We start from the raw sequence: 21,759 nt of genomic DNA, 5'->3' as shown, positions 1-21,759 counted from the left end.
AGGATCGGCGATGAGTCAGATTGTTGTGGTAGGCAGTATTAATGTAGATATTGTGAGCCGGGTGGCGGATTATCCTGTTCCTGGACAAACGATCCACAGTCAGAGCACGGCGTATTATTACGGCGGCAAAGGCGCCAATCAGGCGGTGGCCGCTGCGCGCGCTGAAGGCGCGGTTGCGATGGTCGGCGCGGTCGGCACCGACCCGTTTGGTGCGGAGATCAAAGGGGCGCTGCAGCAGCAGGGGATCGATACCTCGGCTATCTCTGTACGCGAAGGCGCTACAGGGATGGCGTATATTTTGGTCAACGATGCCGGGCAAAATCAGATTGTGCTCACGCTGGGAGCCAATGGCACGGTAACGCAGGAGGACTTCTCGCAGGCCTCGATGGAAACGGCGAAGGTCATCATTTTGCAAAATGAAATTCCATGGGGAACGAATGTCAGCGTCATGCAGTGGGCGCGCGCCGAAGGCATTCATGTCCTCTTGAATCCGGCTCCGGCCATTAAAATTTCGGCCGAGGTCATGCCGCTGATCGGCACCCTGGTGCTCAATGAATTGGAAGCCCAGTATGTAACGGGCCGGTCAGTGGGCAGCAAAGAGGACGCTGTGCTTGCAGCACGCGATTGTATCGACGCCGGAGCTCAGGAGGTCATCGTGACCTTGGGTGAGCACGGATCGGTGCACATGGATCGCGAAGGAAGCGGAACCTTCACACCGTCCTATGCGGTGAAGGCTGTGGACACCACCTCGGCAGGCGACACGTTCATCGGCTATTATGCCGCCGGGATTTGTTCGGGCAAGCCGGTTGCCGAGGCGCTCAAGCTGGCATCAGCAGCCGCAGCGCTTTCCGTGACTCGAAGCGGGGCGCAGGCATCGATTCCGACCCTTGAGGAAGTCGAGCAATTCATGAATTCGAAATAACGAGGACCCTAGCGTCCCTTCATTAACTATCCTAAGACTAGCGAAGGTGGAATCAATCATGGCGATTGGACACGATTATATTGAGAAAGTATACGCAGGCTGGTTAGCTAAGGTAATCGGGGTCAGGCACGGCGGCAATATCGAGAACTGGACCTATGACCGCATTGAGCGTACGTTCGGTGAGATAACCAGCTACTTGCACGAATTCAATAATTTTGCGGCCGACGACGACACCAACGGACCCTTGTTCTTCCTGCGTGCATTGGAGGATTATATGTGCGGAACAGGCATTACGGCGGAGCAAATGGGGCTCACGTGGCTGAACTACGCGCCGGATGGCCATGGGTTCTACTGGTGGGGCGGCTACGGCAAATCCACCGAGCATACCGCGTATCTGAACCTGAAGAACGGCATCATGGCTCCGCGCTCAGGCTCGATCGAGCAGAACGGTCTGGCGGTGGCCGAGCAAATCGGCGGGCAAATTTTTATCGACGTCTGGGGACTCATTGCACCTGGGAATCCGGGGCTCGCTGCTCATTTTGCCGAAAAGATCGCTTCGGTCTCGCATGACGGCAACGGAAAATACGGCGGAATGTTTATTGCTGCTTGTATTGCCGCTGCTTTTGACGAGCAGGATATGGAGCGCATTCTCGAGACCGGTCTGGCCGAAATTCCAGCGGATTGCGAGTATGCCGCAGTAACGCGCGACGTGATCAATTTCTACAAGGCGAATCCGGGCAGCTGGCGGGATTGCTTCCATTATGTGAAAGAAAACTACGGCTATCATAAATATCCAGGGCACTGCCACATTATTCCGAACTCAGCGGTTATGATCTTATCCCTGCTGTATGGCGCAGGCGATTTCTCGAAAACGATCAACATCTGCAACATGTGCGGCTGGGATACCGATTGTAATGTGGCTAACGTCGCAACGATCATGGGGGTTCGCGGAGGTATTGCATGCATTGATGAAAAATGGCGCAAGCCGATCAACGATTTCCTCTGCTGCTCTAGTGTTATCGGATCGCTCAACATTCTCGACATCCCATGGTGCGCTACTTACATCGCCAAGATCGGGTACAAGCTGGCAGGTGAGCCGGTTCCTCAGAAATGGGCGGGGATTTTTGAAGCCAAGGGCTTGCACTTTCATTTCGAATACCCGGGCTCCACGCATACATTCCGTTTGGAGCACAACGATCCGCTGCCGGTTCAAGGCTGGATTTCCAATGCTGCGGTCTCCTCGGAAGAGGGCGGCCGATCTTTGAAGGTGTTGTTCGATAACGTGCAGGGCGGCTGCGCATACCGTGCGTACCACCAGACTTATTATCGTCCGGACGATTTCAACGACAGCCGGTACGACCCTTGCTTCTCGCCGATTTTGTATCCAGGTCAAACGATGGAAGCGAAGGTGATGCATCCGGGTCCGGCCAGTCAGCGGGTCATGGCTCGTCTGTACGTCAAGGACGGGAACAGCGGTACTGATTATTATGGGGAAGCCGTGCAGTTGACTTCGGGCAAATGGACGTCGCTCGAGTTCAACATTCCTTCGTTGAGAGGCGTGTGCCTGGAGCATGCGGGCATCGAGTTTATCCCGATGGACGGCAAGGGCGTGAAGGGACCAAGCCTCGTTTGCTACATCGACGACGTCAAGTTCAGCGGCAAGCCGAATTATTCGGTTGATTTTGCTGGGGAGCGGTTGGAAAAATGGACCGGCCTGCATATCGAGGTCAGCCAGATGACGTATTTGCGCGGAATCTGGACGCTCGAAGACGGCGAGCTGAGCGGCAGCTACTATGGCGAGCCAGCTGAAAGCTACACCGGTCAGCTGGAGTGGGAGGATTACCGATTTGAATCCGTTGTCGTTCCGAAGCTGGGCGATCACCATCGCGTGAGCTTCCGCGTGCAGGGCGGGATCCGCTCCTATGCGGTTGGCTTTGCGCCGAATGGCAAGCTGGTGCTGTACAAGAACGATAACGGCTACAGCGTGCTGACGGAAGCTCCTTGCGATTGGACGCTGGAGCAGGCGGCTACGATCTCGGTGAAAGCGGAAGGAAACCGATTCCAGATCGCAGTTAACGGCGCGCCTTATATCGATTACCGGGATGAGAACCAGCCGTATTTGTCCGGCATGGTCGGGTTCTCTAATGCAGGCGGAAGCCATACCCATTACCGGAGCTTTTCGGTTGCGGGCATCTAAGCGTTATCCTAAACCTATTTAGAAAAAGGAGCCTACGATGAGCAAACCTAATATTGTCGTCATTTGCAGCGACCAGCATCATCCGCTGATTACCGGCTACCGTGGCCATCCGTATATTAAAACGCCGAACCTGGATCAGCTGGCTGCCGAGGGCACCTATTTCAGCAATGCTTACAGCAATTGCCCGGTGTGTACGCCGAGCCGGATCTGATGCGGGTATTTCCCGGCGCCCCGGGCATCGTAATGTATCCGCAACTGGAAGTGCCCCTCTTGCCAAGACCAATGGCTGGCGGGGCGCTTTTTTTATAGGTATTTACAAACGAACATATATTCGGTAATCTATATATGGGTGTATTTTCCAAAAAAGGAGTGTGCCAGTATGAGAGCTAGCATTGATAGCTCACTTACCGTTCTGCTCGTTTCCGACTTTGAGAAGTCGAAGAAATATTATGAAGAGGCATTAGGCTGCGAAGTGAATGAGCACTGGGCGATTCGCGATAATTTCGGATTAGGATTCAAGCTGGTTCAAGCCAAGGACCCAGATGATGTCCGACCAAACCAAGGGACTTGGAACACCTATGCCTATGTGAAGGATTTTCAGGAGCTGGATTTGCTCTATGAAGAATTAAGATCCAATGGCGCCATCATCACCTCCGAGCCTAAGGAGTACGAGTTTGATTGGGGGACTTGGAAGGATTTTTCGGTGCGTGATTTGGATGGTTATGTAATCGGGTTTGGCACCGGGAAAAAGAATGGCTGAGTGTAACGGCCCGCGTGTTACATTTTAATAAAGCTGGACAAGTGCTGCTGATTAAGGCCGAATCGGGACCAAATGTCAGCCTTTTACACGTTTGAAGGAAACGGTTAGGAGTGAGTATTCGAATGATAGTTAGAAACCTGCATAAAAACGAGCAAGCTCCCATGAGCTTATTGTTACTAGCCGATCCATCCCGTGTGCTGGTGGAAGAATATCTTGTGCGGGGAATGTGTTTTGTTGCAGAGAGTGACGGGAAGATCATGGGTGTATATGTGCTGCTTCCTACTCGTCCTGCTACTGTGGAGCTGGTGAATGTTGCCGTTGCCGAGGGGGCTCAGGGCAAGGGGAGCGGCAAGCAGCTAGTGATGCACGCGGTAACGACCGCCAGATCATTAGGCTATCAGACGATTGAGCTTGGTACCGGCAATTCGAGCATTGGTCAGTTGGCGTTGTATCAGAAATGCGGTTTTCGAATCGTCGGTGTGGACGTGGATTTTTTCGTTCGGCATTACAGCGAGGAAATCTATGAAAATGGTATTCATTGCAGGGATATGATCCGTTTAGCGCAGGACTTGTAAATGTTAGAACTGCGAGCACCTTCAATGTAAATAATGCTGACATTTGGCAATACTGGTAGCATTATCAGAAGGCGTGGTGCAGTGATGTTCTGGGATCATGTAATGGAAGCCGCCGTTTGGGTTGTATCTATCCTTATGCAGGTGATGTTCACACCAAGGGAGAAGCTGCGGGAAGCACAGATTGGATTTCTAATCGCTCAAGTACCGACGTGGTTGCTTGGGGTAATCGTAGTTCAATACGATTTAGTGGATTATCCCGTTCATTTTTTCGACAAAGCGACTCAGACGAACTTTACGTATGAGTTTCTGGCACTGCCCGTCGTTTGTTCATTATATTCGTTGCATTATCCGAGGCAGGCGGGAGTTTTGAGGAAAATGGGTTACTCGGTGATGTTTCCGATCGTCTTAACGGTGATTGAGGTCGCCCTACAAAAATACACGAATCTCATACGCTATAATCACTGGAACAGCATGTATTCATTTGTTAGCATTTGGTTTGTTTTGCATGTCTGCCATGTCTATATCCGATGGTTCTTTCGCGAGCCGAAATAGCGGGAATAACGAAGGAATGCCATTTTTACCCTAGAGACGTGCATCAATCGTATGGTATATTGGGCATGTAGCCAGAATGCTCCAAGCGATTTTTGAACCTAAGGAGAGAGCTTGTATGACCCATCCCATCTTTACCCAGCTGCACAAAGGGTTGATTGTATCGTGCCAAGCCTTGGAGGAGGAGCCGCTGCATGGCGCCGAGATGATGGTAAAAATGGCAAAGGCAGCCGAAGCAGCAGGCGCAGTAGGCATTCGAGCCAATGGTGCGTCGGATGTTCGAATGATCCGGGAGCAGTCTCCGCTGCCGGTCATTGGTTTGATCAAGCGAAATTACGCTGACAGCCCTGTGTACATCACTGCAACGCAGCAAGAAGTAGATGATCTCATCTCTGCAAACGCTTCCATGATTGCCCTCGACGGCACGAGGAGATCGAGACCGGGAGGTACGAATCTGGAGGAACTGATCGCTTATATTCATGCGCGAGGGCTGCCGGTAATGGCCGATATTTCCACACTGGAGGAAGCCCAGTATGCGGAGCAGGTTGGCGCGGACTGCGTATCTACGACGTTGTCCGGCTATACGCCGTATTCGCTACAGCAGGAGGCGCCGGACCTGGCGCTGGTGCAGCAAGCCGCGCAAGCGCTTAGTATCCCGGTCATCGCTGAGGGGCGCATCTGGCAACCAGAGCAGGCTGTGGAAGCGCTGAAGGCCGGAGCCTACGCTGTTGTAGTCGGCTCCGCGATTACCAGACCGCAGCTGATCGCAGAGCGTTACGTTCAAGCCATCCGCAAGTTTGGATAGTTAGGGGGACTTCGTCGTCATTGGGGGAGGACTTACGAATTCCTACCACTATTGGTGGGATCGCTTCGGGTCCCAGCTGCAGCTGGCCGGAATCACGATGGAGGTGCGGCGCGCGAGACCAGGGAATGGGCCTGTACGATTGGCGCGGCTAGATTGGCTTTTGCAGGCAGCAGCAGTCTATAATAAATAATCATCATACTATTTAAGGAGAGTAGAGAACATGACGAACATTGGATTTATTGGTCTGGGCACGATGGGGAAGCCGATGGCGGCGAACCTGCTGAAGGCAGGCAATGCTATAACGGTATACAATCGGAACCCTGAGAAAGCGCAAGCTTTAAAATCGGGCAACGCAGCGGTTACCATCGCAGCTACCGTCAAGGAAGTGGCACAGAACAGTGACATCTTGTTCACGATGCTGACGGATGATTCGGCGGTTGAAGAAGTTTATTTCGGCGCCCAAGGCATTGTGGCGGCAATCGAAGGTGAAGGAGCGCGCAAACCGAGCATTGTTGTCGATTGCAGCACGATCTCCCCGGTAACCAGTCTGAAGCTTTTTGAACGGCTTGCTTCGGTCGGTGTGAAAATGCTGGATGCCCCGGTGACGGGAAGCGAGCCACAGGCCATCGAGGGTGTGCTGACCTTCATCGTCGGCGGCGATCGCGAATGCTACGAGCAATGTCTGCCGTTGTTCCAAGCGATGGGGAAAAAGGCGGTCTACATGGGCGCGAACGGAGCCGGAAGCAACGCGAAGTTGGCGAACAATATGCTGGTCGCGGCGAATCTAATGGCGCTGTCGGAAAGCTTGATGATGGTGCAGAAGTCTGGCGGCGATCCGGAATTGTTCCTTGAGGTGCTCGGCGGCGGCGGCGGTCGCAGCGGCATGGCGGAAATGAAGGGGCCGAAAATCATTAACCGTGATTTTTCCGCACAGTTCATGACGAAGCTCATGTTCAAAGACCTGAAGCTGGCGGAGCGCCTGGCTGAATCGCTGCAAATCCCAGTACCCGTGCTGGCCTCAGTGAAGCAAGTGTTCCAGATGGCGTGCAACAACGGCTGGGGCGGGGAAGATATGAGTGCGGTGGCCAAGGTCTATGAGTCTTGGACCGGGACGGAGATTGGGTCGAAGTAAAAGCGCAGGGGAGTGAACGGCCGGGCGATGGCGGTTCATTCCCCTTCTTCCATCCTCGACAATCGACATCGAGTGACACGCTGTAACAGTTGCGAGCAAGCTAGCGTTGAGCGGCTTTCATCTTTTGCACGGTCTCTGCGGTGGTCCATGAAGCGCTGGCAATCATCCGAAAGTTCGTTTGGGCTGCCTGATCGCCATCCAAACCGTTCAGCTGAGCCGAAGCGGTGGCATCGTGAACGACGGCAACTTCAAAGCCTTGCTCCGTCAACTCGCGCATATGAGATTCAACGCAAAGATTCCCCGACATCCCGGCCAGAATTACTCGAGTTATCCCGTGCTTACGCAGCTGCAGTGCCAGATCGTTGGCCTCGGGACCGAAGATTTTGTGCGGACCGGTGATAATCGTTTTTCCATCTTCGATATAGGGCTTATAGCGCGCAAGAAAATCGGCACCCGAGCCTTGAAAGCCCTCTAGCGATAAGGGCCCTTTGCGCTGATACATTTTGGCGTCATGCATCCAATGCTCCATCGCGCCGCCGATCTGCCAGTTTTGATCGTAAGGGTAGTAATAATGCGGTGAAACGAAAACTTGAAAATTTTGGCTTTTGGCCGTTTGGAGCAAAGCTTCCAGGTGCTCGATCGTATGATTGGCAGCGACGCTGTCTTTCACTAACGGCCATGCGACGCCCTTAGGACTCAAGAAGTCATTCTGCGGGTCGGTGATCACTAAGGCCGTAGTAGCCGGATCGACCTGCATTCCAGGAGTTGGCAGCGCAGGCGCGGCGGATGCCTTACTTGCTAAGAGCAGCGAGAGCATTAGGCAGCAAGGGAGTATTTTTCTCATCATCATTTCCTTTCTTTGGTAATACGCATAGTATGTGTGTTTCTTCATGTTCTATGCGCTGGAGGCGAGACAGAACGAATGCTGAACAAGCGCGTCAAGCAAGAGATGACTAAACAAACGAAATATTGGATGTACTCCGGCTCGTTCGCGTATGCGCTGGCGATGGCTATGCGTGTACCTTACGTCTGGAGGTTTTTATTTCTCCTGATCCTAGCTTGCGGGCTGACGTTTTTGATTGACGAGCCCATTAAGCCTGTGCTCAAAAAAATGGTGACGGTGTTCTTATTTTTATTTTTCGTAGGCTCGTTAATGGGGCTGATCCTGCTCGTTTTGTTCGGCTTGTTTCGTATGATGAGCTCACATTAATCTGAACCGCACGATACCGGGTGAGCCGAGGCTCGCTCTTTTTTTCATGGAAGGGATAATGGTATACTTTGGACGAAAACGAGAACTACAGCGAAGAGGGGCATCGGCACGTATGAGTACAACGAATCCACTAGTTGAAGCGTTTAACCAGACCGCTTATCCGGTCATAGGCCATGGAAAACGAAATGTAAGTGTGCTAATCGAAGCATTGGAGCAGATTGATCCGGAGCTGGACAGCGATAATTATGGCTCGGGCGAGGTTATCGAGCGGTTTCAAGCGCAAATTGCGCAGTATTTAGGCAAGCCATCGGCGGTGTTCTTCCCCAGCGGGACGATGGCGCAGCAGATCGCGTTGCGAATTTGGTGTGATCGGAAGGGGCTGAAAAAAGTCGCCTACCATCCGCTGAGCCACTTGGAAATCCATGAGGAGCAAGGCTTGCAGGAGCTGCACCAGATCGAGTCGATTTTGCTGGCGGATAAAACCCGGATCATTCGTCTGGAGGATGTCGTGAATCTGAAAGAGGACGTGGCCTGTGTCCTGCTGGAGCTGCCACAGCGCGAAATCGGCGGCCAGCTGCCTGAATACGAAGAGCTCGAAGCCATCTCCTCCTATTGCCGCGAAAAAGGGATCAAGCTGCATCTGGACGGAGCGCGATTGTACGAAACGCTGCCCTACTACCAAAAGACGGCGGAGGAAATTTGCAGTCTGTTTGACAGCGTGTACGTGTCCTTTTACAAAGGGATTGGCGGAATTGCCGGCGCGATGCTTGCAGGGGATGAGGAGTTTACGAAAGAATCCAAGGTGTGGAAGCGGCGTCACGGCGGCGATTTAATCAGCCTGTACCCTTATATTCTCAGTGCGGAGTATTATTTCAACGAGCGGAAGGACAAAATGGGACTATACTACGAAGCGGCTAAAGAGCTCGCCGATTTCTATCGTGCGTGCCGCGCTCTAGAGGTTAGACCGCAGGTCCCGGTCAGCAACATGTTCCATGTGCATGTCCCCTTGCCGAAATCGAAGCTGGAGCCCATTCTCATCTCTGTCTATCAGGATACGGAAGTCGGCTTGACCGCGAATCTGAAGGAAAACGGTGAGCATGCTTGTTATTATGAGGTTAGCTTGGGCGACCGATATGCCAAAATTCCGAAGGCCAAGCTGGCGCAAGCCATGAAGCTGTTGGATGAGCGGACAGCTGACGTGCTGTAAATTATTCAGAAGGAGCTAATCATCTGCCATGGTCCATGTGACACCGTTCTTGATGTTTCAAGGCAATGCGGAAGAAGCGATGAACTTGTACACCTCTTTGATCGAAGGGTCCGAAATTACAAAACTGACGCGTTATGGAGCCGAGGGGCCAGGAAAAGAGGGCAGTGTCATGCAAGCGTCGTTCTCGTTAAAAGGTCAGACGTTCATGTGCATTGACAGCAATATAAAGCACGATTTTACGTTCACTCCGGCGTTTTCGATCTTTCTCACCTGCGATTCAGAGGAGGAAGTGGACCGGCTCTATAGTCAGCTTTCAGAGAACGGGAGCGTCATGATGCCGCTCGGGAATTATGGGTTTAGCCGCAAGTTTGGGTGGGTCGCCGACCGATTCGGCATTTCATGGCAGCTGAACCTTCCAGCATAAGCCACCTTTATCATAGCGTCCTGTTCTTATGAGCAGGGCGTTTTTTTTTGTGCTGCGCGCCTTGTAAAGTCTTGTTAGCTAGTGCACCATATCTTTTCGTTTATCCACGTATAAGGTGCCGTCGGCTTGCAGCTCGGCGTACACAATCGTCTGGAGCTCCGTAAGCGAGCTGCCGGCTTGGTTGAGCTGCTCCTCCAGCCAGGCTTGATTCAGGTTCAGCTCCTTCAAATTGCGCCGGACGATACTGCCGTCCACAATTCATTCGATTCCAAAATCGCATAATCCACCTCTTGTTCTTGTCAACTGCGACGACCGCGGCAATGGAGCCGAACGTAATACCAAATGACTGAGCTGCTTTTTGCCCAATATTCGTGGGAACAGCAGGAGTGTAGCGAACGAAGCCAACGACTCTCCAAAAAATATCCAACTCACTCATCTCCTCCAACAACACCCAAATTAGCATTTGTTTCCACAAGCCCATTTATGCAGGTGCGCATTTTAGGAAAACATGAGAAAATAGAGGCTGATGGTCGCACGCAACGTTGAACCCGGAGATGATGAAATGGAGATTAAAAGGATTGAGAAAGAACAAGCTTGGCAGCTCAGGCATGAGGTGATGTGGCCGGAGCGGGAGCTGGCGTACGTGATTTTGGAGGATGACGATGCGGGTGTGCACTATGGGCTGTTTGTGCAGGAACGGCTGGTGTCGGTCGTATCTCTTTTCATAGATGGAACTGAAGCGCAGTTTCGCAAATTCGCTACTAGGGTATCCGAGCAGGGCAAAGGCTACGGAAGTCAGCTGCTGAAGCACATGCTGCAGGAGGCTGAGGAGGCGTGCGTGCAGCGCATTTTTTGCAATGCTAGGAGCAATAAAGCGGCATTTTACCGGAAATTCGGTCTGGTGGAGACGGAGACGACCTTTACCAAGGGCGGAAAACAATACGTTATTATGGAAAAATCGATGGACAATAGCAGAAGGGAAGCACGTTAATGACGACCAAATTGTACTATGAATCGGCTTATATCCAAGAGTGGCAGACAAGCATTACCCGCACGCTGGAACGAGAAGACGGATACTATCTCACGCTGGCGCAGACGGCGTTTTATCCGCATGGGGGCGGGCAGCCTTGTGATGAAGGGACGATCAACGGCATTCCCGTATTGGATGTGAGCCTAGAGGAAGATGAAGTGCTGCACAAGGTGGCGCAGCTGCCTGAAACGACCGAAGTAAGCTGCCGGGTTGATTGGAGCCGTCGATTCGATCATATGCAGCATCACAGTGGACAGCATCTGCTCTCGGCGGTATGCCGTGATCTGGTTCAGGCGATGACGATGAGCTTTCATCTGGGCGCGGACTACGCGACCATCGATGTGGACAAGCCTGAGCTAACGCCTAGCGAGCTGGCTGCGATTGAGCAAGAGGTGAACCGCCACATTTATTTGAACCGGCGCGTCGTCAGTTATTTTGTCACCTCCGAGCAATTGGCTGAGATGGTGCTGGTCAAACCGCCGAAAGTGACGGAAAATATTCGCATCGTCGAGATCGAGGGCGTGGAATATAACGCTTGCGGAGGCACGCATGTGGCTTCGACGGGGGAGATCGGCATGATCAAGCTGCTCAAAACCGAGAAGCAAAAGGGCTTCACCCGCATCGCCTTCAAGTGCGGCACCCGCGCGCTGGAGGAGTTCAATGCCTGCCAGCGAATTTTGGGCGTACTTGCTACCAAATTCAACACCGGGAAGGACGAAATCATCGACCGGCTGGAAAAATGGGAAAACGAGCATAAGCAGCTTCAAGGGGAGCTGGCGGAGCTGAAGGAGAAAAACAATGCGTACATGGCCAAGGAGCTGCTCGCAAGCCGCGAGGGGGAGCTGGTTACGCATCAGTTTGACGAGATGACGCTGAAGGATTTGCAGGCGTTGGCTGTGAAGCTGGCTGCCGACGGCGAGGTTCCAGTTCTGCTGGCCACGCGAGAGGACAATAAAGTCGTGCTTGCCCATTCGGGAAGCGCGTCCCTATCCTGCGGTGCGTTCTTTAAAGCGCACTTGGGAAGCTTCAATGGCAAAGGCGGGGGCAGCGATAAAATGGCGCAGGCCGGCTTTGCGAGCTGGGAGGATGCGGAAGGCTTTTACACGTTTGCTCGACAGGAGCTGCTAGGCAGGTAAGGGGGGCGGCTACTTCCTATTTTTATCCTTATCATCGCCGTGCTCGTCTTCTTCCTCTTTCTCCTCTTTCTGCTCATGAAACACGACCGTCGACTGTCCTGTGATATTGTCGAAGGGGGTGTAGCGGCTGTCTGGTATTTTGTTTTTGACGACCGCTTTGATCATGATGTAGATGATGAGGACGAACACTGGAAAAATCAACGACAGCAGCGTGATCGTCGCAAAATCGAACTTCACTGGACTCACCACATTCCTATTTTTTTTATGGAACAGTATTTGCAGATTGGTAGGTTGATAAACCATGAACATAATCAGAGAAATGCAAATCACCGATTACGAACAAATGATAGCGCTATGGAACTCCATCGAAGGACTAGCGTTAAGCAGTGCCGATTCCAAGGAGAGCATCGAGCGGTATTTGCAGCGGAATGCGGGATTAAGTTACGTGTGCGAGCGCGATTCGCGAATCGTCGGTACGGTGCTGTGCGGGCATGATGGGCGCAGAGGGTTTATTTACCACGTGGCCGTGAGTCCGGACTATCGGAAGCAGCGCATCGGCGTGGAGCTGGTGCAAAAAAGCTTAACTCAGCTGCGGCTGGAGGGTATCGAGAAATGCCATATTTTTGTAATCGAAGATAATGCGGTTGGCAATGATTTCTGGGCTTCCACAGGCTGGGAGCGGCGATCAGGTTTTTTTGTCTATTCTAAAAACACCTAGCGTGAGGAGTGAGAATCTTGGACAAGGTTTGGAGCGCCAAGTGGATTCAGGACCGACAGTTTCAGCACCACACACCATTCCAGATGCTGCATAAGGAGCTCGAGCCGGTCAAACACGAGCATCCGGAGGAGCTGAAAAACAAGCATATGCTCGTACGCAAGACGTTCACTCTCGACGGGATCCCCGAGCAAGCATACATAGATATTACGGCGGATGATTACTACAAGCTGTACATTAATGGACAGTTCGTTGCGCAAGGACCGGCTCAAGGATACCCGTTCCATTATTATTATAATCGGATCGATGTTCGACCTTATTTAACTGCGGGCAGCAATGTCATCGCGGTCCACGTGTATTACCAGGGGCTTGTTAACCGTGCGTACAATAGCGGCGATTTGCGCCAAGGGCTGATTGCGGAGTTGGTTGTGGATGGCACGCTGAAGCTGGGGACGGATGCTTCTTGGAAATATGCTTCCGCAGAGGAGTATGTCTCGGGTGGAACGACGGGGTATGAGACGCAGTTTCTGGAGAATATCGACAGCAGACTCGCGATCCGTGAGTGGCAGCAAGTATCCTTTGACGACCGCGATTGGCTTGAAGCTGCAGAGACTCAAACCGATCATCAGCTGTTTTTGCAGCCGACGCCTGTGCTTAGCGTGTATTCAAGGGCTCCGGAGACGATCACGACGCTCGGAAAAGGCCATTATTTGGTCGATTTCGGAACCGAGCTGACGGGACAGCTGGCGATGAATGCCAAGGGCACGTTGGGCCAGGTGATTGAAATCCGCTGCTCCGAAGAGCTGGAAGAAGACGGTCAATCGGCAAGATATAACATGCGCTGCAACTGCCAATATCAAGAGTTTTGGACGCTTTCCGGCGAGGAGGATGCTCTGAACCTCTATGAATACAAGGCGTTCCGTTATGCGGAGATTCTCAGTGGTGACGCCGAAGTCGATCTGGACAGCATCCACGCCGTGGTGAGGCATTATCCGATGGACGACACCCGATGCACCTGGGACAGCTCCGATCCGCTAGTGAATGAGATCTGGGCGATCTGCAAAAATGGCGTCCGGTACGGCTCGCAAGAGAACTTCGTCGATTGCCCCAGCCGGGAAAAAGGGCAGTATCTGGGCGACAACACGATCATCGGCCATGCCCATATGTATGTGAGCGGCGATCTTCGATTGGTCAAGAAGGGGATTGAGGATTTTGCCCTCAGCGCAGCGGCATGTCCTGGACTGTTGGCTGTTGCACCTGGGAGCTTTATGCAGGAAATCGCTGATTTTTCCCTCCAATGGCCGATGCAGCTGTGGCAATATTATGTGCAGAGCGGGGACAAAGCGTTTCTGGAGCGGATGTATCCGGTCGCGGCCGGTATTTTGGAATATTTCCGGGCCTATGAGCAGGACGGCTTGCTGAGGAACGTGAAGGGAAAATGGAATCTGGTCGACTGGCCCGACAATCTGCGGGACAACTACGACTTTCCGCTTACGCGACCAGTAACTGAGGGCTGCCATAACGTCGTTAACGCGTTCTATTACGGATGCATCGCAACCGTCCAACAAATCGAGGCGGAGCTTGGAATTCCGTTTGAAGATCGTTTACCTGAGCGAAAGCAAGCCTTTTTGAAGCTGTTCTACGACGGCAAGCAGAAGCTGTTTGTGGATGCGGAAGGCAGCGGGCATGCATCCTTGCACGCCAATGTGCTGCCGCTGTTGTTCGGATTGGCCCCAGAAGAGGCCGTCGAGTCGATCGTGGAGCTGATCAGCCGGAAGCGCCTCAGCTGCGGCGTGTACTTTGCTTACTTCGTGCTGAAGGCTCTGGCGAAGGCTGGGAAGTATGAGCTGCTCTATGACCTGATTTCAAGCGAGGATGAGCAGTCTTGGGGCAATATGGTTCGGGAAGGTGCGACCACCTGCTTCGAGGCCTGGGGGAAGGAGCAAAAGTGGAATACGAGCCTATGCCACCCATGGGCCAGCGCGCCTGTACCGCTATTGATCGAGGAAATTATTGGACTGAAGCCAAGCAAGCCAGGCTGGACGGAGGTACGGCTTCAGCCGCAGCTTCCAAAGCAGTTCCATCGCTTCGAGCTCACTATTCAGGTGGCCACGGGACCGATCCATGTCCGCTGCGAAGACGGGAAGATATCCCTCAGCGTGCCTCCGCAGGTGACCGTGATCTCCTAGCAAGTCGAACCGCGCCGCTAAAAAAAGGACAGCGTAAGATGCTTATCAAAAGCAAAATTAGCTGCTCCCAGCGCTCACCGATATTCTTGAAGGATGAGGTGTTTACTGCCGTGTTTGCCGCCAGGGGGCTTATCGCTCTCTGGCGCATCACTTTGGTCGCGGTATCGACAAACAGCGGACTTGCGATCGGAATCGTTCCGCCCAAAATAATGGCTTCCGGATTGAACTGTTCGCCATTGAGATGCCCAAATAGGAAGCGGCCTGCTTAACGACCTGGACCGCCAGCTCATCGCCTTCCTCGGCTACGGCGCAGACATCGGTTGCTTTAAGTGGTTGCAGATTGATGTGAGGCTCATAATACATAATCGAATTCTCAGAAGAGCGCACTAGCATGCGGTATTGCTGCTCCATCGCCGGACCGGCGGAGAGCTCCTGTAAGCAGCCGTGGTTGCCGCAGGGACATATTGGACCATCAGGCACGATGGTCGTATGCCCGATTTCACCGGCGCCCCCAAGCGAGCCGGACAGCAGCTGCCGATCTACATAAAGACCGGCTGCAATTCCCGTACCGACCCGGAATAGATCATATGGTTAAACGACTGGCCGGAGCCATACCGGCATTCCGACAGTCCTCTGGCGCGGTGGCAGTTGACAACGACCGTCGGCCAGCCATTCTCCTGCTCCACCATCGCCCCCACCTGCACATCATGCCAATCCAATTCCGCCGCACAGTCTTTGGTAGAAGATTTAGAGCGCCACTTCAGCGGCGATGCCACGTTGTTCGAGGTGAAGGAGGAGCAGCTGCGATTATGACATAGCGCGAAAATGCGAAAAGCTGACTCGAATGTTGAGTCAGCTTTTTTTGCGTTGGGGCGGCGCCCCGAGCGGGGCTGGTCCAACGCGGAAAATCCGCGCTGCAGTAGCCCGCGCCCCGATCGGGTCTGGTCCAACGCGGAAAAACCGCGCTGCAGGAGCCTGCGCCCCGAGCGGGCCTGGTCCAACGCGGAAAAACCGCGCTGCAGGAGCCTGCGCCCCGAGCGGGCCTGGTCCAACGCGGGAAATCCGCGCTGCAGGCGCCTGCTCCCCGATCGGGGCTCGTGCAACGCGGAAAACCGCGTTGCACGAGCCTGCTCAAGCCTCCAGCACGATCCGTCGGGTCGACACCGTGTCGCCCAGCTCGAGGATCAGCGCTTCCGCGTGCAGCACGGGCTGACGCAGCCCGGTGATCGCTTTGCTGAGCAAATGCATGCGCATACCAGCGGCCTGCAGCTCGCCTTGAAAGTGCAGATGCCCTGTAAAGACATGGCTGACGCCGAGCTTTTCACATTCGCGCGCGACCCAAGGTGCTTTGCTCTGCACGTATTTGCCCATATTGCGTTCCGGGTCAATGGATAAGATGTATTCTCTGGTCGCAGGCAAATCGAGCGGCACGTGAGTAAACAGCAGCTGACGTCTATGCCGACCCTGAAGACTGCGAAGCCAATCCTTCGTACCAAGGGGAACCTCACTAAGCGCGCTGTCCAGCAAAATGAGCCCCGTATCTCCAGCATCTATGTATCGGTTGTGAAGCTCGATGCCCTGCTCCAGCCAGCCTTTGCTCACTTCGGCGCGTCCCTCATGCGGAGGAACGGAGCGATACTCGCCATCGTGCTCGGCAAACGACTGATAGTCATGATTGCCTGGGACCGATACCCAGGGGCAAGGAAGCTGATTCAGCTGGTAGACGGCAAAATCGCGATTCGCCTTGCTGTACCAGTCCACCATATCGCCTAGGCAAATAACCAGCTCGGGCGCTTCAAGACGCAGCTTCGCTCTTAAGCGATCAAACGAAGGCCAAGCATCGGCGAAAAACAGCCGTTTATTTCGCTTTTCCAGGTGGGGCTCATCAGGTGAAATGAAGTGGGGATCGGTGATCACGGCGATTTTCATCTGCATACCTCCTTAGAAACCTTGGAATGATAGGAACTACATAGGCTAGTAGACCTATCATACCAAAATTTCCCTCACCCCAAAAGTGCTAGATTCACGCTGCGAGCTCAGCACCACGCTTGTTAGCTTGCTGCTTCCGATGGTGCAGCCCATAATACAAGACCGCAGAGCATGCCACAACTAGACCAGCAACGAAGTACATCCGATGGTAGTTGGAATGCGCCGCGACGACGCCAAGCACATACGAGCCGATACCATAGCCCGAGTCGAACAATAGAAAATAAGTACCGGTAGCCAGACCTCTGCGATGGGCAGGGGAGGCTTGAATCGCAATCGTCTGGAAGCTCGGCAGCAGGGCTCCGAATCCAAGTCCCAGCACAGCGCCGGACAACAAGAAAACGACGGGTGAACCGGCTAAGCTAAGCGTAAGCATTCCGAGTGTAAACAGCAGCACGCCAGGGTACACAAGCAGGTTCGGCCCATACCGGTCAAACCAGCTGCCTGTAAATGGTCTAGAGAGTACGATCATCGCCGCGAAGACCATAAAGAAATAGCTCGAATAGCTGCCAAGTCCGATGCTATTGGCGTAAACCGATAAGAACGTCGTAATAGCGCCGTAGGAAAAGGAGAGAAAGCATGCAGCAATGGAGATCGGCAGCGCTTTGGGCTCGATCAGCTTTTTCCAGCCGGCTTCAGCGGACTGCGCGGTTTTCGCCTTGGCTGCTTTCACAGGGATGCGGACGAACGAGCCGCTGATCAAGGACAGCAGACCGAGGCAAATACATACGCTGAACAGCACGGTATGGCTTTGATGCTCAATAATCGTTAATCCGAGGAACGGTCCGACGACCATCGCAAGGCTCATAAACAAGCTAAAATAACCTACGCCTTCACCACTTCGCTGTTCCGGGATAAGTCCGACGGCAATCGCCCCCGTTGCTGTAGCCGCCATCCCGAAGGAGATGCCGTGAATCAAGCGCAGCAGCAGAAGGGCAGAGTAGCTGTGCACAACCATATAAGCCGCGGCGCACACAGTGAACAGGATCAGAGCGAGCAAAAGAATCCGCTTTGGACTGCGTTCATCCAGCCATTTGCCGGTCAGAGGCCGCAGAATGACGGTCGTGACAATAAAGGCGGTCATCATTAAGCCGACCTGCTGCTGGCTGCCATGAAGCTGATCGGTCACATAGACCGGCAGTGTCACGGCCAGAATATAAAAGGTCATAAACAAAAAAAAGCTGCTGAAGCACACAGCAACAAAGTCGCGATTCCATAGTTTTGGTTTCAGCGCGGTGGTCACTTTTCTTCCTCCCATTCTAGGATGCCTTGATTCGCGTTTCTCGTCAGGTGAAGCAGCAGCTCGCGCAGCGTTTGGATTTGTTCCTCCGTCAGCCCATGCAGCACGGAGCGGATCACTTGGTTCTCGATCGGAACGAGGGTGCTGTCAAGCGTTCGGCCTGCTTCGGTGATGTACGTCAGAAAAGACCTGCGGTCCTCCGCGTTGGTTCTACGCTCTACCAAGCCCTTGCGCTCAAGATGATCCAAGATGCGCGTAATGTTGGTTTGATCCTTCTCCGCCCGCTTCGCCAGCTCCTTTTGGCTAATTCCGTCCTGCTCGGCAAGGCGATGAAGCACAGTCCACTGCTCCGTCGTAATATCATGCGGCTGAAATTGCAGCGTTAGCAGCTGGCTCATTTTTCTCCCGGTATGATTCAAGATGAACCCAAGCGAGTTATCCAACGTCATGTTCCAAGACACCCCAGTCAATTAGTTGCTATAGCAATTATATGTCTGACATCTATCGTACGTCAATTACAAAAAATTGATGAACCTCAGCGAAATTGGCAAAGCTAATGATAATGCTATTAACGCACAACCGAATCTAAGCGGTATCATGAATTAAGAGCGGGTGTTTGTAGTATGAGCAAGAAAAAAAAGATCAAGCCGCGCTTGGGGGATGTATTCACCTTCAAGCTGGAAAATGGACTGTACTGCTACGGGCAAATTGTAGCGCCGGCTACTCCGGAGCATTTTGATATGCTGTATGTCTTGTATGACTATGCTACCCCGGAGCTTTCACTCGCATCACGGGTCGTGAATGAGCCGATCCTGGCGATTGCCAACCTCGTTTCCGGAGACATCGAGTATGGGAGCTGGACGATTATCGGCAACGAGCTGATTCCGGCGGATGCGATCGTGCTGCCTGATTACGTGCTTATGGATGAAAGCAAGGGAGGCACCAGCGTTCTCCGATATGACGGTACTTGGGTGCGTTCCTCCTCTCCAGAGGAGCTCAAGCTTGCCAGTGAAGGGAGCCTTCCGAATCTTCGCACCTGGTCTACCTTTACAGGCGGGTTTGAATTTGTTGCTGCGTTCCGGTTTCAGAGCGGGGAGTGGAATGAGTTTTACGGCAAAATGCTGTTCAAAGGCAGTATGTGGGACGCACAGGCGAATCCGGACGGGATGCCGCTGAAGCAATTTTTGTCCAAGCCAATCGCCAAGGTGGAGCCTGAAGAGTTAATCATGATTAAGAGGGGCCCAGATCTAAATCAACCGCCTTTTTTCACTCGGGTAACGGCAAGAGAACGCAAGCTATACGTCCAAGAGGGCCGGGTTGGCGCGAAGGCAAAATATGCGAATTTTAACCTCCATGAAGACATTACGGAGTCTATGGCCATCGAGAATATGGAAGCGAAGCTGAAATCCGACGGATATGAAATGCTGGAGCCGGAGGAATATCGGACCCTCACGGTTATCTACCCGCTCGAAGGGGATGGGAAAGGGACGGCAGATGAGCTGCACCGAAGGTTTCGAATCGAGAAGCTGCTTGGAGAACAATTGCGGGAAACCAATAACGGCGATTGTAACGGCGGAGATATTTCGAGCGGAGAGATGAGGATTCTTTGCAGCGTCGTAGACCCGAAAATCGGCTTGAGTACGATCCAGAAAACGTTGATCCTCAGCGGCGATTTGGAGCATGCGAAAATTACATTAAGTGAGTAGTACAAAGGCTCTGCCGACTGCGGCGGGGCTTTTTTCATGCATGGAATTTACTATTTCTTAACTTTTAATTTACTATTTTTTAATCTTTAGATGACAATCCCCGTACATGCAGCGTTTAATCTACTCCTTAGAAAAAGGAGGTTATCTCACATGAGTACGCTCGAAGAGACGCTGGTGGCATCCAAGCCTGGGCAAAATGCGAGACTGATCCCTCGTCGTAAATCTGCTTTGATCAAGTTGCAGCTCATGAGGGAGACGGGGCTCGGACTGCTGTTTCTGGCTCCATCGCTTGCGGTGTTCGCCGTGTTCTGCTTTTATCCGCTGCTGCGCACGGTATATCTAAGCATGCAGGTGACGAATCCACGGGGGAAGGTGGTGGATTTTGCCGGGCTCGACAACTTTAAGGCGATCTTCACCTCCGAGGCGTTCTATCAAAGCTTGGCGGTAACCGGCAAGTTTGCGCTGCTGACGATTCCCACGGGGATTTTGTTGGCGCTGGTGCTAGCATCTTTAACGTCCGTGGTGCGGCCGGGGATGAAGCTGTTCCAAACGGTGTTTTCGCTCCCGGTGGCGATCTCGGTAGGTACGGGCGCGGTCATCTGGAACCTGCTGTTCCATCCGACAGCCGGTATGTTCAATTACTTCTTGAAGCTGGCTGGCATGCCAGGCATCGCATGGCTGTCAGATCCGACCTGGGCGCTCTACTCCGTATCGGGGATGACCATCTGGATGAATCTCGGCTTCACGTATATCGTGCTGCTAAGCGGCATTCAAGCGATCCCGTCCGACATGATCGAGAGCGCGACGATCGACGGGGCAGGGAGGTTCACTGCATTTCGGACGATCACGCTGCCGCTGCTGTCGCCGACACTCTTTTTCACACTGGTGGTGTCGATCATTCATTCGCTTCAGGCGTTCGGCCAGTTCCACATCATGACGAAGGGCGGCCCCATCCATACGACCGACGTGTTCGTCTACTCGATTTTCCGTGAAGCGTTCGTCAACTACCGATTCGGTCCGGCGAGTGCGGAGGCGCTTGTGCTGTTCGTCATCGTGCTCCTCTTAACGCTATTTCAATTTGCCGTGCTCGAGAGGAAGGTGCATTACCGATGAAAAGCCTGCGCGCGGTAACCGTCCTGCAGTACACGCTGTTGACCTTGCTCGCGGCGGTCATTTTGTACCCCGTGCTGTATGCGTTTCTGACGGCGTTCATGACGCAAAGCGAAGCGATGAGCTATCCGCCGGCGCTAGTTCCCCACCAGCTGTACTGGGACAATTTTCGTGCGGTGCTGCACTTCGTACCGATCGCCCGGTTTATGGGCAACAGCTTGATCATCGCCTTATCGATCACGCTCGGACATTTGCTGCTGGGAAGCTTGTCCGCCTATGCGTTCGCCAATATCCGGTTTGCGGGGAAGCCGTTCTGGTTTGCACTGTTTCTCTCCACCATGATGATCCCGTGGGAAGTGACGATGATCCCAAACTATTTGACCGTACGCGCATGGGGATGGCTGGATACATATCCCGCGATGATCGTACCGTTCCTCGCTTCGGCGTTCAGCACCTTTTTGCTGCGGCAGTTTTTCCTCCAGCTGCCGGGTGAGCTGTTCGAGGCGGCGCGGATGGACGGCTGCGGCCATTGGCGCACGTATGCGCTGATCGTACTGCCGTTGGCGAGACCGGCTCTGGCCACCGTCGCAGTGTACTCGTTCTTGAACGCTTGGAACACCTACATGTGGCCGCTCCTCGTCACCAACAGTCCCAAAATGCGCACCGTCCAAATCGGAGTGAGCATGATGCAGTCGGAGGAGTTTACCTCATGGAGCGCTGTGCTCGCTGGGGTGGTCATCATATTGCTGCCATCGCTTCTGCTGCTGGTGCTGGGACTGAAGCAATTGGTCCGGGGCATGACCGCCGGTGCGGTAAAAGGCTAATCACTTAAATTAAGATTTCCGTCTCACCCTATAAACAAATAG

26 protein-coding genes are annotated in these 21,759 nt (G+C 53.3%); 18 read left to right on the top strand and 8 right to left on the bottom strand.

Annotation, left to right across the window (positions count from 1 at the left end; translation table 11 throughout):
• The first annotated feature begins 10 nt into the window (after positions 1 to 10).
• The 8 genes from rbsK to FPZ49_RS21965 all read left to right on the top strand — a co-directional run bounded on the left by rbsK (position 11) and on the right by FPZ49_RS21965 (position 6,940).
• Positions 11 to 922: a ribokinase gene (gene rbsK / locus FPZ49_RS22000; protein WP_144851024.1), complete on the top strand. Its 912-nt coding sequence runs from the start codon at positions 11 to 13 to the stop codon at positions 920 to 922.
• Between the two features lie 58 nt (positions 923 to 980).
• Entirely contained in the window at positions 981 to 3,119 is a 2,139-nt protein-coding gene (locus FPZ49_RS21995) for an ADP-ribosylglycohydrolase family protein (protein ID WP_144851021.1), read from the top strand.
• A gap of 37 nt (positions 3,120 to 3,156) precedes the next feature.
• The gene (locus tag FPZ49_RS21990; protein WP_144851018.1) at positions 3,157 to 3,330 is read left to right on the top strand and encodes a sulfatase-like hydrolase/transferase; all 174 of its coding nucleotides are present in this window, start codon (positions 3,157 to 3,159) and stop codon (positions 3,328 to 3,330) included.
• A 168-nt stretch (positions 3,331 to 3,498) separates the two neighbouring features.
• Positions 3,499 to 3,879, top strand: coding sequence for a VOC family protein (locus FPZ49_RS21985; RefSeq protein ID WP_144851015.1), 381 nt, complete (start codon positions 3,499 to 3,501; stop codon positions 3,877 to 3,879).
• A gap of 122 nt (positions 3,880 to 4,001) precedes the next feature.
• Positions 4,002 to 4,454 carry a GNAT family N-acetyltransferase gene (locus FPZ49_RS21980; RefSeq protein ID WP_144851012.1) on the top strand — a complete coding sequence of 151 codons (453 nt, stop codon included), beginning with the start codon at positions 4,002 to 4,004 and terminating at the stop codon, positions 4,452 to 4,454.
• Positions 4,455 to 4,538: 84 nt separating this feature from the next.
• Complete coding sequence (locus FPZ49_RS21975; protein ID WP_144851009.1) at positions 4,539 to 5,006, top strand: CBO0543 family protein; 468 nt, start codon at positions 4,539 to 4,541, stop codon at positions 5,004 to 5,006.
• A 115-nt stretch (positions 5,007 to 5,121) separates the two neighbouring features.
• The gene (locus FPZ49_RS21970; protein WP_144851006.1) at positions 5,122 to 5,808 is read left to right on the top strand and encodes an N-acetylmannosamine-6-phosphate 2-epimerase; all 687 of its coding nucleotides are present in this window, start codon (positions 5,122 to 5,124) and stop codon (positions 5,806 to 5,808) included.
• Between the two features lie 220 nt (positions 5,809 to 6,028).
• Positions 6,029 to 6,940, top strand: a complete 912-nt coding sequence (locus tag FPZ49_RS21965) for an NAD(P)-dependent oxidoreductase (protein ID WP_144851002.1) — start codon at positions 6,029 to 6,031, stop codon at positions 6,938 to 6,940.
• A gap of 100 nt (positions 6,941 to 7,040) precedes the next feature.
• On the opposite strand, the gene FPZ49_RS21960 is transcribed toward FPZ49_RS21965, so the two are convergent.
• Complete coding sequence (locus FPZ49_RS21960; RefSeq protein ID WP_261381537.1) at positions 7,041 to 7,832, bottom strand: cysteine hydrolase; 792 nt, start codon at positions 7,830 to 7,832, stop codon at positions 7,041 to 7,043.
• Between the two features lie 30 nt (positions 7,833 to 7,862).
• Here FPZ49_RS21960 and FPZ49_RS21955 point away from each other — a divergent pair, with 30 nt between their 5' ends.
• The 3 genes from FPZ49_RS21955 to FPZ49_RS21945 all read left to right on the top strand — a co-directional run bounded on the left by FPZ49_RS21955 (position 7,863) and on the right by FPZ49_RS21945 (position 9,781).
• A complete protein-coding gene (locus tag FPZ49_RS21955; protein ID WP_144850999.1) occupies positions 7,863 to 8,150 on the top strand; it encodes a hypothetical protein in 288 nt (95 codons plus the stop codon).
• Between the two features lie 112 nt (positions 8,151 to 8,262).
• Complete coding sequence (locus FPZ49_RS21950) at positions 8,263 to 9,357, top strand: threonine aldolase family protein (protein WP_144850996.1); 1,095 nt, start codon at positions 8,263 to 8,265, stop codon at positions 9,355 to 9,357.
• A 28-nt stretch (positions 9,358 to 9,385) separates the two neighbouring features.
• The gene (locus tag FPZ49_RS21945) at positions 9,386 to 9,781 is read left to right on the top strand and encodes a VOC family protein (protein ID WP_144850993.1); all 396 of its coding nucleotides are present in this window, start codon (positions 9,386 to 9,388) and stop codon (positions 9,779 to 9,781) included.
• Positions 9,782 to 9,859: 78 nt separating this feature from the next.
• On the opposite strand, the gene FPZ49_RS35930 is transcribed toward FPZ49_RS21945, so the two are convergent.
• Entirely contained in the window at positions 9,860 to 10,036 is a 177-nt protein-coding gene (locus tag FPZ49_RS35930; RefSeq protein WP_186445990.1) for a YetF domain-containing protein, read from the bottom strand.
• 307 nt (positions 10,037 to 10,343) lie between these two features.
• Here FPZ49_RS35930 and FPZ49_RS21940 point away from each other — a divergent pair, with 307 nt between their 5' ends.
• Together FPZ49_RS21940 and FPZ49_RS21935 are read left to right on the top strand one after the other, a co-directional pair.
• Positions 10,344 to 10,772, top strand: a complete 429-nt coding sequence (locus tag FPZ49_RS21940) for a GNAT family N-acetyltransferase (protein ID WP_144850990.1) — start codon at positions 10,344 to 10,346, stop codon at positions 10,770 to 10,772.
• Positions 10,772 to 11,947, top strand: coding sequence for an alanyl-tRNA editing protein (locus FPZ49_RS21935; protein WP_144850987.1), 1,176 nt, complete (start codon positions 10,772 to 10,774; stop codon positions 11,945 to 11,947). Before FPZ49_RS21940 ends, FPZ49_RS21935 begins: the two co-directional genes overlap by 1 nt.
• 9 nt (positions 11,948 to 11,956) lie before the next feature.
• Here FPZ49_RS21935 and FPZ49_RS21930 read toward each other — a convergent pair whose 3' ends face one another.
• A complete protein-coding gene (locus FPZ49_RS21930; protein ID WP_261381536.1) occupies positions 11,957 to 12,184 on the bottom strand; it encodes a DUF3951 domain-containing protein in 228 nt (75 codons plus the stop codon).
• 64 nt (positions 12,185 to 12,248) lie between these two features.
• Here FPZ49_RS21930 and FPZ49_RS21925 point away from each other — a divergent pair, with 64 nt between their 5' ends.
• Together FPZ49_RS21925 and FPZ49_RS21920 are read left to right on the top strand one after the other, a co-directional pair.
• On the top strand, positions 12,249 to 12,665 hold the full coding sequence (locus FPZ49_RS21925; protein WP_144850980.1) for a GNAT family N-acetyltransferase: 417 nt from the start codon (positions 12,249 to 12,251) through the stop codon (positions 12,663 to 12,665).
• 17 nt (positions 12,666 to 12,682) lie between these two features.
• Positions 12,683 to 14,851, top strand: coding sequence for a family 78 glycoside hydrolase catalytic domain (locus tag FPZ49_RS21920; protein ID WP_261381535.1), 2,169 nt, complete (start codon positions 12,683 to 12,685; stop codon positions 14,849 to 14,851).
• A 147-nt stretch (positions 14,852 to 14,998) separates the two neighbouring features.
• Here the strand turns inward: FPZ49_RS21920 and FPZ49_RS21915 are convergent, their stop codons facing one another.
• From FPZ49_RS21915 to FPZ49_RS21895, 5 genes are all read right to left on the bottom strand, one after another.
• The gene (locus FPZ49_RS21915; RefSeq protein WP_261381539.1) at positions 14,999 to 15,379 is read right to left on the bottom strand and encodes an ROK family protein; all 381 of its coding nucleotides are present in this window, start codon (positions 15,377 to 15,379) and stop codon (positions 14,999 to 15,001) included.
• An 11-nt stretch (positions 15,380 to 15,390) separates the two neighbouring features.
• A complete protein-coding gene (locus tag FPZ49_RS36445; protein WP_144850974.1) occupies positions 15,391 to 15,801 on the bottom strand; it encodes a hypothetical protein in 411 nt (136 codons plus the stop codon).
• Positions 15,802 to 15,982: 181 nt separating this feature from the next.
• Positions 15,983 to 16,780 carry a metallophosphoesterase family protein gene (locus tag FPZ49_RS21905; protein WP_186445988.1) on the bottom strand — a complete coding sequence of 266 codons (798 nt, stop codon included), beginning with the start codon at positions 16,778 to 16,780 and terminating at the stop codon, positions 15,983 to 15,985.
• Between the two features lie 94 nt (positions 16,781 to 16,874).
• Positions 16,875 to 18,080: an MFS transporter gene (locus tag FPZ49_RS21900; protein WP_261381534.1), complete on the bottom strand. Its 1,206-nt coding sequence runs from the start codon at positions 18,078 to 18,080 to the stop codon at positions 16,875 to 16,877.
• On the bottom strand, positions 18,077 to 18,526 hold the full coding sequence (locus FPZ49_RS21895) for a MarR family winged helix-turn-helix transcriptional regulator (RefSeq protein WP_144850965.1): 450 nt from the start codon (positions 18,524 to 18,526) through the stop codon (positions 18,077 to 18,079). Before FPZ49_RS21895 ends, FPZ49_RS21900 begins: the two co-directional genes overlap by 4 nt.
• Positions 18,527 to 18,700: 174 nt before the next feature.
• On the opposite strand from FPZ49_RS21895, the gene FPZ49_RS21890 reads away from it, so the two are divergent.
• From FPZ49_RS21890 to FPZ49_RS21880, 3 genes are all read left to right on the top strand, one after another.
• A complete protein-coding gene (locus FPZ49_RS21890; protein WP_144850962.1) occupies positions 18,701 to 19,783 on the top strand; it encodes an Imm26 family immunity protein in 1,083 nt (360 codons plus the stop codon).
• 150 nt (positions 19,784 to 19,933) lie between these two features.
• Positions 19,934 to 20,896, top strand: a complete 963-nt coding sequence (locus FPZ49_RS21885) for a carbohydrate ABC transporter permease (protein ID WP_144850960.1) — start codon at positions 19,934 to 19,936, stop codon at positions 20,894 to 20,896.
• Complete coding sequence (locus tag FPZ49_RS21880) at positions 20,893 to 21,717, top strand: carbohydrate ABC transporter permease (RefSeq protein WP_144850957.1); 825 nt, start codon at positions 20,893 to 20,895, stop codon at positions 21,715 to 21,717. The genes FPZ49_RS21885 and FPZ49_RS21880 overlap by 4 nt, the downstream gene beginning before the upstream one ends.
• Positions 21,718 to 21,759 lie beyond the last annotated feature (42 nt).

The sequence above is a fragment of the Paenibacillus cremeus genome, assembly GCF_007786445.1.
Classification (GTDB): Bacteria; Bacillota; Bacilli; order Paenibacillales; family NBRC-103111; genus Paenibacillus_G; species Paenibacillus_G cremeus.
Note: the sequence above shows the minus strand (reverse complement) of the source record. Positions and strands in the feature narration are given on the sequence as shown.

Coding starts and splice junctions, on each gene's coding strand:
- FPZ49_RS21890 (WP_144850962.1), top strand. CDS start 18,701: ATGAGCAAGAAAAAAAAGATCAAGCCGCGCTTGGGGGATGTATTCACC.
- FPZ49_RS21940 (WP_144850990.1), top strand. CDS start 10,344: ATGGAGATTAAAAGGATTGAGAAAGAACAAGCTTGGCAGCTCAGGCAT.
- FPZ49_RS21880 (WP_144850957.1), top strand. CDS start 20,893: ATGAAAAGCCTGCGCGCGGTAACCGTCCTGCAGTACACGCTGTTGACC.
- FPZ49_RS21950 (WP_144850996.1), top strand. CDS start 8,263: ATGAGTACAACGAATCCACTAGTTGAAGCGTTTAACCAGACCGCTTAT.
- FPZ49_RS21925 (WP_144850980.1), top strand. CDS start 12,249: ATGAACATAATCAGAGAAATGCAAATCACCGATTACGAACAAATGATA.
- FPZ49_RS21955 (WP_144850999.1), top strand. CDS start 7,863: ATGCTGAACAAGCGCGTCAAGCAAGAGATGACTAAACAAACGAAATAT.
- FPZ49_RS21985 (WP_144851015.1), top strand. CDS start 3,499: ATGAGAGCTAGCATTGATAGCTCACTTACCGTTCTGCTCGTTTCCGAC.
- FPZ49_RS21975 (WP_144851009.1), top strand. CDS start 4,539: ATGTTCTGGGATCATGTAATGGAAGCCGCCGTTTGGGTTGTATCTATC.
- rbsK (WP_144851024.1), top strand. CDS start 11: ATGAGTCAGATTGTTGTGGTAGGCAGTATTAATGTAGATATTGTGAGC.
- FPZ49_RS21935 (WP_144850987.1), top strand. CDS start 10,772: ATGACGACCAAATTGTACTATGAATCGGCTTATATCCAAGAGTGGCAG.
- FPZ49_RS21970 (WP_144851006.1), top strand. CDS start 5,122: ATGACCCATCCCATCTTTACCCAGCTGCACAAAGGGTTGATTGTATCG.
- FPZ49_RS21965 (WP_144851002.1), top strand. CDS start 6,029: ATGACGAACATTGGATTTATTGGTCTGGGCACGATGGGGAAGCCGATG.
- FPZ49_RS21990 (WP_144851018.1), top strand. CDS start 3,157: ATGAGCAAACCTAATATTGTCGTCATTTGCAGCGACCAGCATCATCCG.
- FPZ49_RS21980 (WP_144851012.1), top strand. CDS start 4,002: ATGATAGTTAGAAACCTGCATAAAAACGAGCAAGCTCCCATGAGCTTA.
- FPZ49_RS21960 (WP_261381537.1), bottom strand. CDS start 7,832: ATGAAGAAACACACATACTATGCGTATTACCAAAGAAAGGAAATGATG.
- FPZ49_RS21945 (WP_144850993.1), top strand. CDS start 9,386: ATGGTCCATGTGACACCGTTCTTGATGTTTCAAGGCAATGCGGAAGAA.
- FPZ49_RS21885 (WP_144850960.1), top strand. CDS start 19,934: ATGAGTACGCTCGAAGAGACGCTGGTGGCATCCAAGCCTGGGCAAAAT.
- FPZ49_RS21995 (WP_144851021.1), top strand. CDS start 981: ATGGCGATTGGACACGATTATATTGAGAAAGTATACGCAGGCTGGTTA.
- FPZ49_RS21905 (WP_186445988.1), bottom strand. CDS start 16,780: ATGAAAATCGCCGTGATCACCGATCCCCACTTCATTTCACCTGATGAG.
- FPZ49_RS21895 (WP_144850965.1), bottom strand. CDS start 18,526: ATGACGTTGGATAACTCGCTTGGGTTCATCTTGAATCATACCGGGAGA.